This is a genomic window from Zoogloea sp. GW822-FHT05C07 (assembly GCF_058800215.1).
Map to the genome: position 1 here is coordinate 1,445,259 of NZ_CM179510.1, position 12,256 is coordinate 1,457,514.

At 64.4% G+C, this 12,256-nt stretch carries 16 protein-coding genes; 10 read left to right on the forward strand and 6 right to left on the reverse strand.

Going from position 1 to position 12,256, the window contains the following annotated elements; genetic code table 11:
* Positions 1-129: 129 nt before the first annotated feature.
* The 6 genes from AC3QL2_RS06895 to AC3QL2_RS06920 all read left to right on the forward strand — a co-directional run bounded on the left by AC3QL2_RS06895 (position 130) and on the right by AC3QL2_RS06920 (position 3,640).
* Positions 130-324, forward strand: coding sequence for a hypothetical protein (locus AC3QL2_RS06895; protein WP_493235657.1), 195 nt, complete (start codon positions 130-132; stop codon positions 322-324).
* The gene (gene radC, locus AC3QL2_RS06900; protein WP_493235656.1) at positions 321-890 is read left to right on the forward strand and encodes a RadC family protein; all 570 of its coding nucleotides are present in this window, start codon (positions 321-323) and stop codon (positions 888-890) included. The genes AC3QL2_RS06895 and radC overlap by 4 nt, the downstream gene beginning before the upstream one ends.
* A complete protein-coding gene (locus AC3QL2_RS06905) occupies positions 887-1,294 on the forward strand; it encodes a hypothetical protein (protein ID WP_493235655.1) in 408 nt (135 codons plus the stop codon). The genes radC and AC3QL2_RS06905 overlap by 4 nt, the downstream gene beginning before the upstream one ends.
* Complete coding sequence (locus AC3QL2_RS06910) at positions 1,291-2,883, forward strand: YfjI family protein (RefSeq protein ID WP_493235653.1); 1,593 nt, start codon at positions 1,291-1,293, stop codon at positions 2,881-2,883. Before AC3QL2_RS06905 ends, AC3QL2_RS06910 begins: the two co-directional genes overlap by 4 nt.
* Before the next feature lie 188 nt (positions 2,884-3,071).
* Positions 3,072-3,230: a type II toxin-antitoxin system HicA family toxin gene (locus tag AC3QL2_RS06915; protein WP_493240370.1), complete on the forward strand. Its 159-nt coding sequence runs from the start codon at positions 3,072-3,074 to the stop codon at positions 3,228-3,230.
* Positions 3,231-3,244: 14 nt separating this feature from the next.
* On the forward strand, positions 3,245-3,640 hold the full coding sequence (locus tag AC3QL2_RS06920) for a type II toxin-antitoxin system HicB family antitoxin (RefSeq protein ID WP_493235649.1): 396 nt from the start codon (positions 3,245-3,247) through the stop codon (positions 3,638-3,640).
* A 385-nt stretch (positions 3,641-4,025) separates the two neighbouring features.
* Here the strand turns inward: AC3QL2_RS06920 and AC3QL2_RS06925 are convergent, their stop codons facing one another.
* A complete protein-coding gene (locus AC3QL2_RS06925; protein WP_493235648.1) occupies positions 4,026-4,460 on the reverse strand; it encodes a hypothetical protein in 435 nt (144 codons plus the stop codon).
* The gene (locus tag AC3QL2_RS06930) at positions 4,444-5,259 is read right to left on the reverse strand and encodes a DUF6731 family protein (protein WP_493235647.1); all 816 of its coding nucleotides are present in this window, start codon (positions 5,257-5,259) and stop codon (positions 4,444-4,446) included. The genes AC3QL2_RS06925 and AC3QL2_RS06930 overlap by 17 nt, the downstream gene beginning before the upstream one ends.
* Positions 5,260-5,673: 414 nt before the next feature.
* Between AC3QL2_RS06930 and AC3QL2_RS06935 the strand changes: the two genes are divergently transcribed.
* The 4 genes from AC3QL2_RS06935 to AC3QL2_RS06950 all read left to right on the forward strand — a co-directional run bounded on the left by AC3QL2_RS06935 (position 5,674) and on the right by AC3QL2_RS06950 (position 8,110).
* The gene (locus AC3QL2_RS06935) at positions 5,674-6,237 is read left to right on the forward strand and encodes a recombinase family protein (protein ID WP_493235645.1); all 564 of its coding nucleotides are present in this window, start codon (positions 5,674-5,676) and stop codon (positions 6,235-6,237) included.
* Positions 6,238-6,398: 161 nt separating this feature from the next.
* Positions 6,399-7,157, forward strand: a complete 759-nt coding sequence (xth, locus tag AC3QL2_RS06940) for an exodeoxyribonuclease III (RefSeq protein ID WP_493235644.1) — start codon at positions 6,399-6,401, stop codon at positions 7,155-7,157.
* Positions 7,154-7,825: a Crp/Fnr family transcriptional regulator gene (locus AC3QL2_RS06945; RefSeq protein ID WP_493235643.1), complete on the forward strand. Its 672-nt coding sequence runs from the start codon at positions 7,154-7,156 to the stop codon at positions 7,823-7,825. The genes xth and AC3QL2_RS06945 overlap by 4 nt, the downstream gene beginning before the upstream one ends.
* Positions 7,826-7,918: 93 nt before the next feature.
* Positions 7,919-8,110, forward strand: coding sequence for a YgaP family membrane protein (locus tag AC3QL2_RS06950; protein ID WP_493235642.1), 192 nt, complete (start codon positions 7,919-7,921; stop codon positions 8,108-8,110).
* Positions 8,111-8,180: 70 nt separating this feature from the next.
* Here AC3QL2_RS06950 and rsmA read toward each other — a convergent pair whose 3' ends face one another.
* The 4 genes from rsmA to AC3QL2_RS06970 all read right to left on the reverse strand — a co-directional run bounded on the left by rsmA (position 8,181) and on the right by AC3QL2_RS06970 (position 12,254).
* Entirely contained in the window at positions 8,181-8,981 is an 801-nt protein-coding gene (rsmA, locus tag AC3QL2_RS06955) for a 16S rRNA (adenine(1518)-N(6)/adenine(1519)-N(6))-dimethyltransferase RsmA (RefSeq protein WP_493235641.1), read from the reverse strand.
* Complete coding sequence (locus AC3QL2_RS06960; protein ID WP_493235640.1) at positions 8,978-9,874, reverse strand: patatin-like phospholipase family protein; 897 nt, start codon at positions 9,872-9,874, stop codon at positions 8,978-8,980. Before AC3QL2_RS06960 ends, rsmA begins: the two co-directional genes overlap by 4 nt.
* Entirely contained in the window at positions 9,871-10,860 is a 990-nt protein-coding gene (gene pdxA, locus AC3QL2_RS06965; protein WP_493235638.1) for a 4-hydroxythreonine-4-phosphate dehydrogenase PdxA, read from the reverse strand. Before pdxA ends, AC3QL2_RS06960 begins: the two co-directional genes overlap by 4 nt.
* 95 nt (positions 10,861-10,955) lie before the next feature.
* Complete coding sequence (locus AC3QL2_RS06970) at positions 10,956-12,254, reverse strand: peptidylprolyl isomerase (protein ID WP_493235637.1); 1,299 nt, start codon at positions 12,252-12,254, stop codon at positions 10,956-10,958.
* Positions 12,255-12,256: the final 2 nt, after the last annotated feature.

The following is a 12,256-nucleotide window of genomic DNA, read 5'->3' on the forward strand; positions in this document are numbered from 1 at the left end:
CGCCTTGGCGTGCAGACGTCTGCACGCGCCTGTATCTCCCATCCAAACCCTGAACCTGTACCGCGCCCTGCGTCGTTTCGCCGGCCCGGCCCTGGCTTTCCGCCTGACCTTTGCCAGGAGGGTCGGAGCATGAGCACCCGTACCTTCAAGGCGGCGCCGCCCTCGACGCTGCCGCGCCGCACGGGCCTGGCCCCGCTGTTCAGCTTCCTGACGGCCGCCGCCCCGGCCATGCCGGCACCCGTATCCCGCCGCGTGGCCGACATCGCCGCCCTCGACGACCTGCCGCGGCGTCGCCGCCCGTTCGTGAAGGGGGATCGGTCATGAGCCTCCAACGTCTCACCGGCGCCCCGCCGGTCGCACCCCGCAACCGCCGTGTCAAAGTGGCCGAAGTGGCCGCCCACTACGTGGCCCCGATCACGCGTACCCGTCCGCCGCTCAGCGAACTCGACCGGGAAGAACGCTTGCTGGCCCGCGCCCGCAAGGTGCTTGAGAAGCGCCTCCTAAAGACAACTGTCGCAATTGAGTCGCCGAACGAAGTACGCGAGTTCCTGAAGTTCGAACTGGCCGAGGATGCACGCGAGGTGTTCTGCGTGCTCTACCTCGATGCGCAGAACCAGGTTATTTCATTCGAACCGATGTTCGTTGGCACGCTGGCGCAAACCAATGTCTATCCCCGTGAGCTGGTTCGCCGCGCGCTGGAGCTCTCTGCGGCGGCCGTGATCCTGGCCCACAACCATCCGTCGGGGAAGTCTTCACCCAGCCGGGCCGACATCGATCTGACCCGAAGCCTACGCAGTGCGCTTTCCCTGGTCGATGTACGGGTGCTCGATCACATCATTGTTGCCGGGGCATCCCGCCCACTGAGCTTTGCAGAAAAGGGCTTGCTATGAGCGCCCCAAACGCTGACCCTCGCACCGCCTGGCGCTGCTCTCCGGGCCGACGCCTGCCAGCCTATGCCCGTGACCTGGCCGACGCCCGGGCACGGGATCTGGTGCCCACCCAGCGCCAGGTGGTGGTCTTCCTCGACCACTGGCCGGCCGGGCCGGTCACAGGCCTGGGGCCGGCGATCTGCTGCCCGCCGGACTTTCATCCGTCCCGCCTCGATTGGCGCTACCTGGCGGCCCTGTCGGTGCTGGTGGTGCCACTACCGGTACCGGACGCGGTACGCCTGCGCCATCTGTTGGCTGAACTGGTGTCGGCACGCCCCAAGCGGCTGATCCTGCTGCAGCCGGGCGGCACGCCGGCGGCGGAGTTCATCGTCAGCGAGGCCCACGGGCAGGAGGTGCAGCCATGAAGGCACCGCCCCCCTATGAGCCCGCCCGCCTGGAGGAACGGGCCGCCCTGGCCCCGGCGCTGGGCGATCCGCGTACCTGGCCGGTAGCCTCCTGGCCCGATCCCCTGCCGCTTCCGGAAGGCCTCGCGCCGGTCGCCCCGTTCGACTACGCGCTGCTGCCGGATCGGCTGCGGCCGTGGGTGCAGGACGTGGCCGACCGCATGCAGTGCCCACCGGACTTCGTCGCCGTGCCGATGGTGGCCGCCGCCGGCAACCTGATCGGCCGGCGCTGCGCCATCCGGCCCCAGGCCCGCAGCGACTGGCAGGAGTTTCCCAACCTGTGGGGCTGCATCGTCGGGCGCCCCGGCATGATGAAGAGCCCGGCCATGATGGCGGCCCTGGCACCGATCGTGCGCCTAGAAGCCCGTGCGCTGGAGGCATGGACACAAGCCCAAGGGCAATGGCGAGCCGAAGCCGAGATCGCCAAGGCGCGGGCCGAAGCCCGCAAGTCGGAAGCGACCCGGGCACTCCGCAAGGACCCCAACGCCCTGGTGGACGTGGCCAGCTTCCTCACGCCCGATGCAGATGAAGCCCCGATCCTGCGCCGCTACACGGTGGCCAGCGCGACCGTGGAAGCCTTGGCCGAGAAGCTCATCGAGAATCCGCGCGGCCTGCTGGTGGTCCGCGACGAGCTGCCCGGCTGGCTCGCCGGCCTGGACCGGGAAGACGCCGCCGAGCTGCGCGCCTTCCTGATGACGGGCTGGAACGGCAAGGACGGTTGGACCTTCGACCGCATCGGCCGCGGCCATCGGCGTGTGCCGGCGGTGTGCCTGGGCGTGATCGGCGGCGCCCAGCCCGGCCCCCTCGGGGAGTACCTGCGCGCCACGCTGCGTGGCGGGGCATCCGACGACGGCATGCTGGCCCGCTTCGGCCTGCTCGTGTGGCCGGAGACCGGCGGCACCTGGAGGAACGTGGACCGCTACCCGGACGGCCCCGCCAAGGACATGGCCTTCGCCGCGTTTGACGAGCTGGACGCCCTCGATGCCCTCCTTGCCCGTGGTGCCGAGCAGGAAGGCGAGGGTGGTCCACCTTTCCTGCGCTTCGATCCGGAAGCCCTGGAAGCCTTTACCGATTGGCGCACGGGCTTCGAAGCCGGCCTGCGCTCGGGCGAACTGTATCCAGCCCTCGAATCCCACCTGGCCAAGTACCGCAAGCTGGTCCCGGCGCTGGCCCTGACCTTTCACCTCGGGGACGGACACGGCGGCCCGGTCGGCCTCGCCTCGACACTGCGGGCACTGCACTGGGCCGTGTATCTGGAGACGCACGCCCGGCGCTGCTACGGGGTCGCCCAGGGGAGCGAGGCGGACACGGCCCGGCGGATTCTGGAGCGGATCAGGAAGGGGGATCTGGCGCGGGAGGGGTTCGGCAGCCGCGACGTGTGGCGGCCGGGGTGGTCAGGGCTGGCCGATCAGAAGCGCGTGGCCGAGGGCCTTGGGCTGCTGGTGGAGCTGGGGCACCTGGAGGAGTGGCAGGAGCCTTCACGTACCAAGCCGCGGCAACTGTACGTGGTCAATCCCAAGTCGGTGCCGCTCGTGCCTGCACGGCACTGAGGCTGAATTTTGCCCATGTGCACTAGAAACCGAACTGCCAAAACTGTCTTTTCTCAATTTGGCAGTTTTGACAGTGACCATCCGGGGGGCTTTCTCGGTTTTTCTTCCTGGCAAGGCTGCTGTGGCACTGTCGGCACTTCCGGTGCGTGTGTATGCTACACACTATGAACAGTGCCGATGTGATCCGAATGCTCAAGGCCGATGGCTGGGAAGAGGTTGCCGTTCGCGGCAGCCATCACCAGTTCAAGCACCCGACCAAGCCCGGCCGCGTCACCGTGCCGCACCCAAAGAAAGACCTGCCGCCTGGCACGCTGCATTCCATCCTGAAGCAAGCTGGCCTGAAGTAATGGAGATCCTGAACATGCGCTACCCGATTGCTATCGAACCGGGAGACGACACCCGCGCCTGGGGCGTGGTCGTGCCCGATCTGCCCGGCTGCTTCTCTGCTGGCGATACCCTCGATGAGGCCATCGAGCACGCCCGCGAAGCCATCGAGCTGCACATCGATGGGCTGCTGGACGATGGCGAAGCTGTCCCGCCGGCCCGGCCCATCGGTGCGCACCAAGGGAGGCCGGAGTTCGTCGGCTGGATCTGGGCACTGGTCGAAATCGATCCGGCCATGCTCGATGACCAGATCGAACGGGTAAACATCACCCTGCCACGACGGGTGCTCTCCCGTCTCGACCGGGCCGCCAAGGCGGCCGGGGAAACCCGCTCCGGCTACATCGCCCGCCTGGCAATCGGCGGGCACCTGTAAGCGTTCAGTTCATAACCAGCGCCGGGCTTGTCCCGGCGTTGTGCTGTCTGCAGTGCACCGTGCAGACCATGCACGGGTCGATACCCTGCCAGCCTGCCGGGAGGTGGTCGCGCACTTGCATGGGGTGCAAGGTCATGTAGGCCCATGTCTCGCATCTTGGAGATGGGCGGTACTGGGATCGAACCAGTGCTGCGTTACGAAGAAACGCTCCTGTCGCTCTGACGGCGATGTTTGGGTACATCGATAGCCCGGACGGGGGTTCGATTCCCCCGGTGCTTGGCTTACGGGTTCGATTCCTGTTCCGGGCGCCCGTGACACCTGGAATCACAATCCAGTGCTCTGTCGGCTGCGGCAATCGAAGAGATATTTATGGTTGGGCTTTGAATCAATCACTGGTCCCCAGGTTTGCGAGCACGAGCCAAAATCTCCATCCGATATCGATGAGGAAAAGGCACGCGTAAGTAAAAAGGACCAATGCGATCAAAGAGAAGGAGGTAAGCAAGGTGCCGTCAACCAAGATTGCTACGAAAGATGCAATCATGGCTACCGCATAAGCCCCTGAGTTCCAGAACAGGCGCCGCAAAAGAACTCGGTAATGGCCTGTTTTTTGCATATTGCGTAGCAAGCGGTGTCCAGAGATCGATGCTAGGATTGAAAGAGCCGCAATAAGAAAGCCGAGCATCGTCGCAGATATCTGCGCCGCAATACCGACAGCAGATCGCAGTTCGCCACTATTCATGCACAGCAGGAGATCGTACTGCCACAGAAGTCCTCCTAACGCCAATGACAGTACCAAACTCAGTTTAGTGAAGTGCTTCATCTCCCGTTCCAAAGTACTCATCAAGTTGGTGCTGCGCCTGCAATTTTGCGCCTTCGATGGCGTTCCAGACAGCTGTTGACGGGATCTGACCGTTTACTTTTTCGACGCTAATATCTTGGTACACGCGATCGGCAAGTAGATCGATCAGATGTGATGAGTCAGACATTTTTACTCGAAGAGCCTTTGTTTGTGGTGACTGCATTAACAACTTAAGTTTGTTGAGTGCGTTCACCAGACCACGTGACCTTTCTTGTGTGGTGATCTTTGCTGTGAAAGTTGTGGCTCCAGTTGCTTTCATGAAGTCGATACTCTCTTGCGTCCATTCATCATTGGGGTCTGGCGCAAACTTCTTACTCCTGGGTTTTGCAATACGGAATTGGATTGATTTGATCAGACCGCCGCCCTGCAATGCCTTGTATGCGTCAACCGTAAGGATGTCATCCATGTGCACTGCATCATTGGCACCAAAGAGTAACGTCAAATAGTGGGCCAGATTGCTGATGTGACAGCCTTCGAGTGATGGCTGAAAAGCAATGACTTCAAGTCCCGCACGCTCTTGAAAAATAACGAAATGATTTCGTTCAATGATCTCGTGGCCTGCCTCAAGGTGAATAGGCTGCTCCTTTGGATCATTCCGCGATCCCGATAGAGGAGCGTCATCACGAAACCGTACAACGTACCCACGTATCGACCTGCCATCCTTCGATGGGGTGATCCCTCTGACTTGCAATGATTTCTCACCTAACTCCAAAGGCTTCGTCATGCCATCATCTCTACGGGCATCAAGAAGCTGTTTCATGATAGATCCGCCAACAGCGTCGGGCCCAATCCCAGCTCGGTAAAATCTCACAGTAAGTCGTTTAGCGTTGTTCTTCATTTCAATGCAATGGAAGCCGATTTCGTAGAAACAATCCGGGCCTACGCAATGCCCTTGTAGGGTAGTTGAGGGTGTCTCATACGCTAGCGTGATATGTCTCTGTAGAAAATGACGATGTGTATAGATGCGCTGTGACTTGTTCCACTACAAGACCTGATGGATACCAGATGGTGACTACGAGTCTGCATCTGGCAAACAGCTTTGAAGTAGATCAAAACCTTTACCTTTTGAGCCACAACCAAACAGCCCCAAAACACATAGCTCAAAATCGTTGTTTTCTATTTTGAGCTAGCCTATTGTGTGAGCTATAGATTTTGAGCCACATAGAGGCCCGCCATGTCCGCCATCGTTGCCTATACCCGCGTCTCCACCGACGACCAGACCTGCGAAAACCAGCGCCGCGCCATCGCTGAGCGCTACAAGGTGGATAAGTGGTTCTCCGACGATGGTGTGTCGGGCACGGTGGCTGCGACTCAGCGGGCAGGCCTGTCCGCCCTCCTCGGTTATGTGCGGGAAGGTGACGTTGTGGTGGTCGCTGCAATTGATCGCCTCGGCCGTAACACCCTGGATGTGCTGAACACCGTCGAGGCCTTGAAGGAGACCGGCGCGGCCGTGATCTCAATGCGGGAAGGCTTCGAGCTGGCTACGCCTGCGGGCAAGCTCATGCTCACCATGCTGGCTGCAGTGGCGGAACTGGAACGGGAGAACCTGAAGGCTCGCCAGCTCGCCGGGTTGGAGCGAGCACGGGCGGAAGGCAAGCACCTGGGGCGCAAGAAAACGGTGAATGATGGCGAGGTGGTCGCGTGGCGTGCCGGCAACTCGGCCAGCATCAAGGCAACCGCAGAACACTTCCAAATCTCCGTCGCAAGCGTGAAACGCGCTTGTGCAGCTCAACGATAGCCGAAGCCCAGGCTCCCTCCCCCGTCGCGTCGATCAGCAAGCGGCAACGCTACCGTCACTGGCACAATCACGGTAAGCCGACTAGCGGTGTGTAGCTAGATGTGTAGCCAGCAGCACACACAAAAAGACAAACCCGCGCCAATACTGGATTTCAAGACCTCATGAAGATCGCCACCTGGAACGTTAACTCCCTCAAGGTCCGCCTGCCCCACGTCGTCGACTGGCTGGCCGCCAACCAGCCCGATGCCCTGTGCCTGCAGGAGCTCAAGTGCGAGAACAAGGCCTTTCCGCTGGCAGAGATCGAAGCGGCCGGCTACCAGGCCGTCTTCAACGGCCAGAAGACCTACAACGGCGTGGCCATCCTCACGCGCAAACCGCTGGAGAACGTCACGCTGGACATCCCCGCTTTCGCCGACGAACAGAAACGCATCATTGCCGGCACCCTCGACGGCGTCCGCATCGTGTGCGGCTATTTCCCCAACGGGCAGGCGGTCGGTTCCGACAAGTTCGCCTACAAGCTGGCCTGGCTGGAGGCGCTGACCGCCTGGCTGAAGGCGGAACTGCAAACCACACCGCAACTGGTGCTCGGCGGAGACTACAACATCGCCCCGGAAGACCGGGACGCCCACCCGGACTGGAAGGACGAGATCCACGTGTCGGTGCCGGAACGGGACGCCTTCAAGGCCCTGCTGAACATCGGCCTCACCGACGCCTTCCGGCTCTTCGAACAGCCAGAGAAGAGCTTCTCCTGGTGGGACTACCGCATGGGCGCCTTCCGCCGCAATTTCGGCCTGCGCATCGACCACCTGCTGGTGTCCCAGCCGCTGGTAGAAAAATGCACCGCCTGCTTCACCGACAAAGCCCCGCGCAAGCTGGAGCGCCCGTCCGACCACGCGCCGGTGGTCGTCGAACTGGCATGACGGACAACGCCGACGGCGCGCTGAACGCCCCGCTGAACACCCTTTACCCGGTGCTGGCGGCGCTGCCGGCCGCCGCCAACCAACGCCTGCAACAGCACGCCCAGGTCATCAGCGTACCGGCCGGGGCCGTCGTCTTCGACGAACTACAGGCCTGCCAGGGTTTTCCCTTCGTGCTGTCGGGCAGCCTGCGGGTCGTCAAGGCCGCCCCCAACGGGCGGGAACTGCCGCTGTACCGGGTCACGCCGGGCGAGACCTGCATCATCTCGTCGGCCTGCCTGCTCGGCCACACACCCTACAACGCCCGCGGCATCGCCGAGACGGAGACGCGGCTGCTGCTCCTGCCGAATGCCGATTTCCAGGCCCTGCTCGGCGAAGCGGCATTCCGCGACTTCATCTTCCAACTGTTCTCCGAGCGCATTGCCGACCTGATGCAGCTGATCGAGGAAGTCGCCTTCCGCAAGCTCGACCAGCGCCTCGCCGCGCTGCTGCTCGGCAAGGGACAACGCCTGCATGTCACCCACCAGCAGCTGGCCGACGAGCTGGGCAGCGTACGGGAGATCGTCAGCCGCCTGCTGAAGGGCTTCGCCGAACAAGGCCTCGTCGCCCTGTCCCGCGAACAGGTGGAAATCCTGGACCCCGCCGGCCTGCGCCGCGTCGCGACGGGCTGACGGCCGGCAGGCTGTGTAACCAAGGTTACAGACGCCCGTCGCGAAATGCTGTTGAAATACGTACACCTGAATACATCGGCCAAGGAGGCCATCATGAAACGGAACGAAGGTAATCTCGACAGGATCGTACGCGTCGGCGGCGGTGCCGCGCTGGTAGCCTGGGCAGCCCTCGGCGGCCCGGTGTGGGCGTGGATCGGCCTGATGCCGATCGCCACCGGGCTGATCGGTTTCTGCCCCGCCTACACGCTGATCGGCATCAACACCTGTCCGATGAAGAAAAGCTGATCATCGCCACGCACCATGAAAAAGCCCGGCTTGTAGCCGGGCTTTTTCATGGACGGCACATCCGCCTGACTCAACCGGCTGCAACGCCACGCGCCGTCACATGGTTGGCGATGCGCACGAACTCATCCACACCGAGCTTCTCGCCACGCAGGCCAGGATCGATGCCGAGCGCCGCATAGTCGTCCTCGCCGAGGTAATCGCGCAGCGTGTTGCGCAAGGTCTTGCGGCGCTGGCCGAAGGCGGCGGTGACGATCTTGCCGAGCAGCGCGTAGTCGGCCGCCGTGCATTCCGCCGCCGGCCGCGGCACCATGCGCACGATGCTCGACATCACCTTCGGTGCCGGGCGGAAGGCGCCGGGCGGCACGTCGAACACGCGGCCCATGTTGAAGCGGTACTGCAGCATCACCGACAGGCGCCCGTACTCCTCGGTGCCCGGCTCGCCCACCATACGCATCACCACTTCCTTCTGCAGCATGAAGGTCATGTCCTTCACCTTGTCAGCATACTCGGCCAGGTGGAACAGGATCGGCGTGGAGATGTTGTAGGGCAGGTTGCCGACCACCCGCAGCGGCGCGCCGTCGGCCACCAGGCTGCCGAAATCGAACTTGAGGGCGTCGCCCTCGTGGATCGTCAGGCGCTCTGGCGAGTGGGTCGTCTTCAGGCGGGCGATCAGGTCGCGGTCGATTTCCACCACGTGCAGGTGGCCGAGGCGGTCCATCAGCGGCTCGGTCATCGCGCCGAGGCCGGGGCCGATCTCGACCATGCGGTCGCCTTCCACCGGGCGGATCGCCTCGATGATCTTGCGGATGATGTTGGGGTCGGACAGGAAGTTCTGGCCGAAGCGCTTGCGCGCCTGATGTTGTTCGCTCATCCGTTTTTCCTTTCCCACGCGGCCAGCGCGTCCTTGATGCGTGCCACCGCCGAGAAGCCGGCCTGCTCGCCAGCCAGGATCGCCTCATGGCGCTGCTGGAAGTTGGTAGCCGGCACGCCGCGCAGCTCCGGACGGATGATCACGTCGGCGCCGGCCAGTTCGACCTTGCCGAGGGCGCCGCCCATGATGGAGATGGTGTCGAGCAGGACGTCCGCGGTGCCCTGGTTCTTCTTGCCACTCTGACGGCCGGAGATGTCCACCGCGATGATGATGTCGGCGCCGAGGCTACGCGCCTCGCGCACCGGGATCGGCGCCACCAGGCCGCCGTCCACGTACTCGCGGCCGCTGACCAGCACCGGCGGGAAGACACCGGGGATGGACGCCGACGCGCGCACCGCGGTGCCGGTGTTGCCGCGCTGGAAGAGGATCGGCTCGCCGCTCTGCAGGTCGGTGGTGACCGCCGCGAAGCGCCGTTTGAGCCCTTCGATGGGCTTGTTGCCGACATTGGTGTTGATGAAGCGCTCGAGGGCTTCACCCTTGATCACGCCGCGGTCGAACAGGCTCCAGTCGGTGATCGCCGACTCGTCGAGCTGGATCGCCAGGCGCTGCAGTTCGAAGGGACCGTGGCCGGCCGCATAGAGCGCACCGACCACCGAGCCGGCACTGGTGCCAACCACGAAGTCCGACACGATGCCGTTGGTTTCCAGGGCCTTGATCACCCCGATGTGCGCGAAGCCACGCGCCGCACCGCCGCCCAGGGCCAGCGCGATCTTCGGCTTGCGCGCCGCCAGCGGGCGGGCGGGCGCCTCGGCGGATTTCTGCGGCAGGCCGCCACAGGCAGCCAGGCCCAGCACGGACGCGGCGCCGATCAGCAAACGTCGACGGGTATTCATGCCTGACTCCGCCCCTTGGCCATCTGGATGGCCAGTTCGACGGCCGCGAACAGGCTGCCCGGCTCGGCACGACCGGTGCCGGCCAGATCCAGCGCGGTGCCATGATCGACGGAGGTGCGGATGATCGGCAGGCCGAGGGTCACGTTGACACCGCCGCCGAAGCTGGCGTGCTTGAGCACCGGCAGCCCCTGGTCGTGATACATGGCGAGCACCGCATCGCCCTGCTCCAGCGTGTGCGGGACGAACAGGGTGTCGGCCGGCAGCGGGCCGACGAGCTGCATGCCTTCGGCACGCAGGGCGTCCAGCACCGGCGTGATGACCTCGATCTCCTCCATCCCCATGTGGCCACCCTCGCCTGCATGGGGGTTGAGGCCGGCCACCAGGATGCGCGGCGACGCCAGGCCGAAGCGCTCGCGCAAGTCCTTGTGCAGGATGCGCAGGGTGTCGGTGAGCAGCTGACGGGTGATCGCCGCCGGCACGTCCTTCAGCGGCAAGTGTGTGGTTGCCAGCGCCACGCGCAGGCCGCCGCCGACCAGCATCATCACCACCAGCGGCGTGGCGGTGGCTTCGGCGAGGTATTCGGTATGGCCGGAGAACGGCACACCGGCTTCGCAGATGATGCCCTTGTGCACCGGCGCGGTGACCATGCCGGCGAACTCGCCGGACTTGCAGCCGTCGATGGCCCGGTCGAGCACAGCCAGCACGTAGCGGGCATTGATCGCATCGAGGCGGCCGGGCGCGGCCGGCATGGCCAGCGGCACATGCAGCACTTCCAGCGCGCCCTCGCGGGAGGCGCCGTCCGGGCGGTAATCGATGATGTCAAGGGAAGGTTCGACTGCGTGGATGCGTGCCGCGATCATGTCGCGGTCGCCCAGCACGACGAGACGGGCGGGCCATTCGCGGCGCGGCAGGGCCGCGCACAGGTCAGGGCCGATCCCGGCGGGCTCGCCGCTGGTGATGGCTAGAACGGGAAGCTGAGAGGGCATCGGAACGGAGCTGAAGAATGGAAAAAGCCCCTCTGCAGGGGCTGGGGAAAGACTATACGCGCGTCAGACCATCGTCTGAAGCGCGCGTTCCCGGTTTATTTGTCTTCCGTGCGGTAGTCCACATAGGCCCGGTCGCGCAGCTGGCGCAGCCAGTCCTGGTAGGCCTCGTCCATCTTGCGCTCGCGCAGGGCGTTGCGGGCAGCCGCACGCTTGCGGTCTTCGGAGACGTCCTGCATACGGCGCTCTTCCACCTGGATCAGGTGCCAGCCGAAAGGCGACTGGATGGGCTGGCTGAGCTCGCCCGGCTTGAGGGCGTCCATGGCCTGCTCGAATTCCGGCACGGTGTCGCCCGGATAGATCCAGCCCAGATCGCCGCCCTTGGAGGCGGACAGGTCGGCGGAATGGACCTTGGCCAGCTCGGCGAAGCTGGCACCGCCCTGCACCACCCGCTCGCGCAGTTCGGCCAGGCGGCGACGGGCTTCCGCATCGGACACCACTTCGCTGGTCTTGATCAGGATGTGACGGGCGTGGGTCTGCTGCACCTTGGTCGGCGCCGCGGATTCATTGCCGCCGCGACGGTCGAGCAGGCGCACGATGTGGAAACCCGCCGAGCTGCGCAGGATCGGGGTCGTGTCGCCAGGATTTAGGCTGGCCACGGCCTCGGCGAAGAGACTGGGCAGACGCTCCGAACTACGCCAGCCCAGATTGCCGCCGGACAGGGCGTCCGGCGCGTCGGAAAAGCTGGCCGCCAGCTTATCGAAGGGCTCGCCACGGGCGACACGGGCCGCCACGTCTTCGGCACGGGCACGGACACGGGCCAGCTGCTCCGGCGTAGCGCCTTCCGGCGTACGGATCAGGATGTGGGACAGATTGAATTCCTGCTGACCGAGCACGTTCTCCGGGTGGGCCAGGAAGTTGTTCACCTCGGCGTCGGAGATCACGATGCGGCTCTCCACCTCGCGCTCGCGCACGCGGCTGATCAGGATCTCGTTGCGGATCTCTTCGCGGAAACGATCCCAGGACAGGCCGTCCTTCTCGAGGGCCTTGCGGAAATCGGTCATCGACAGCTTGTTGCTGTCGGCGATGCGGCCGATGGCCCGGTCGAGGGTCACATCGTCGACCCGCAGGGAGGTTTCGTTGGCCAGCTGGATCTGCAGCCGCTCCATGATCTGGCGCTCGAGCACCTGCTTCTGGAGCACGTCGGCGGGCGGCAGCGGCGTGCCCTGGCGGGACAGCTGGCGAGTGACCTGGTCGACCCGCTGGCGCAGGTCGGACTGGGTGATGACTTCGCTATTCACGACGGCCACGATGCGGTCCACTTCGACCGGCCCGTTGGCGGCGAAGGCGGACTGGGTGACCAGGTAGGCGGCGAGCAGGGAGACGATCAGTTTCATGG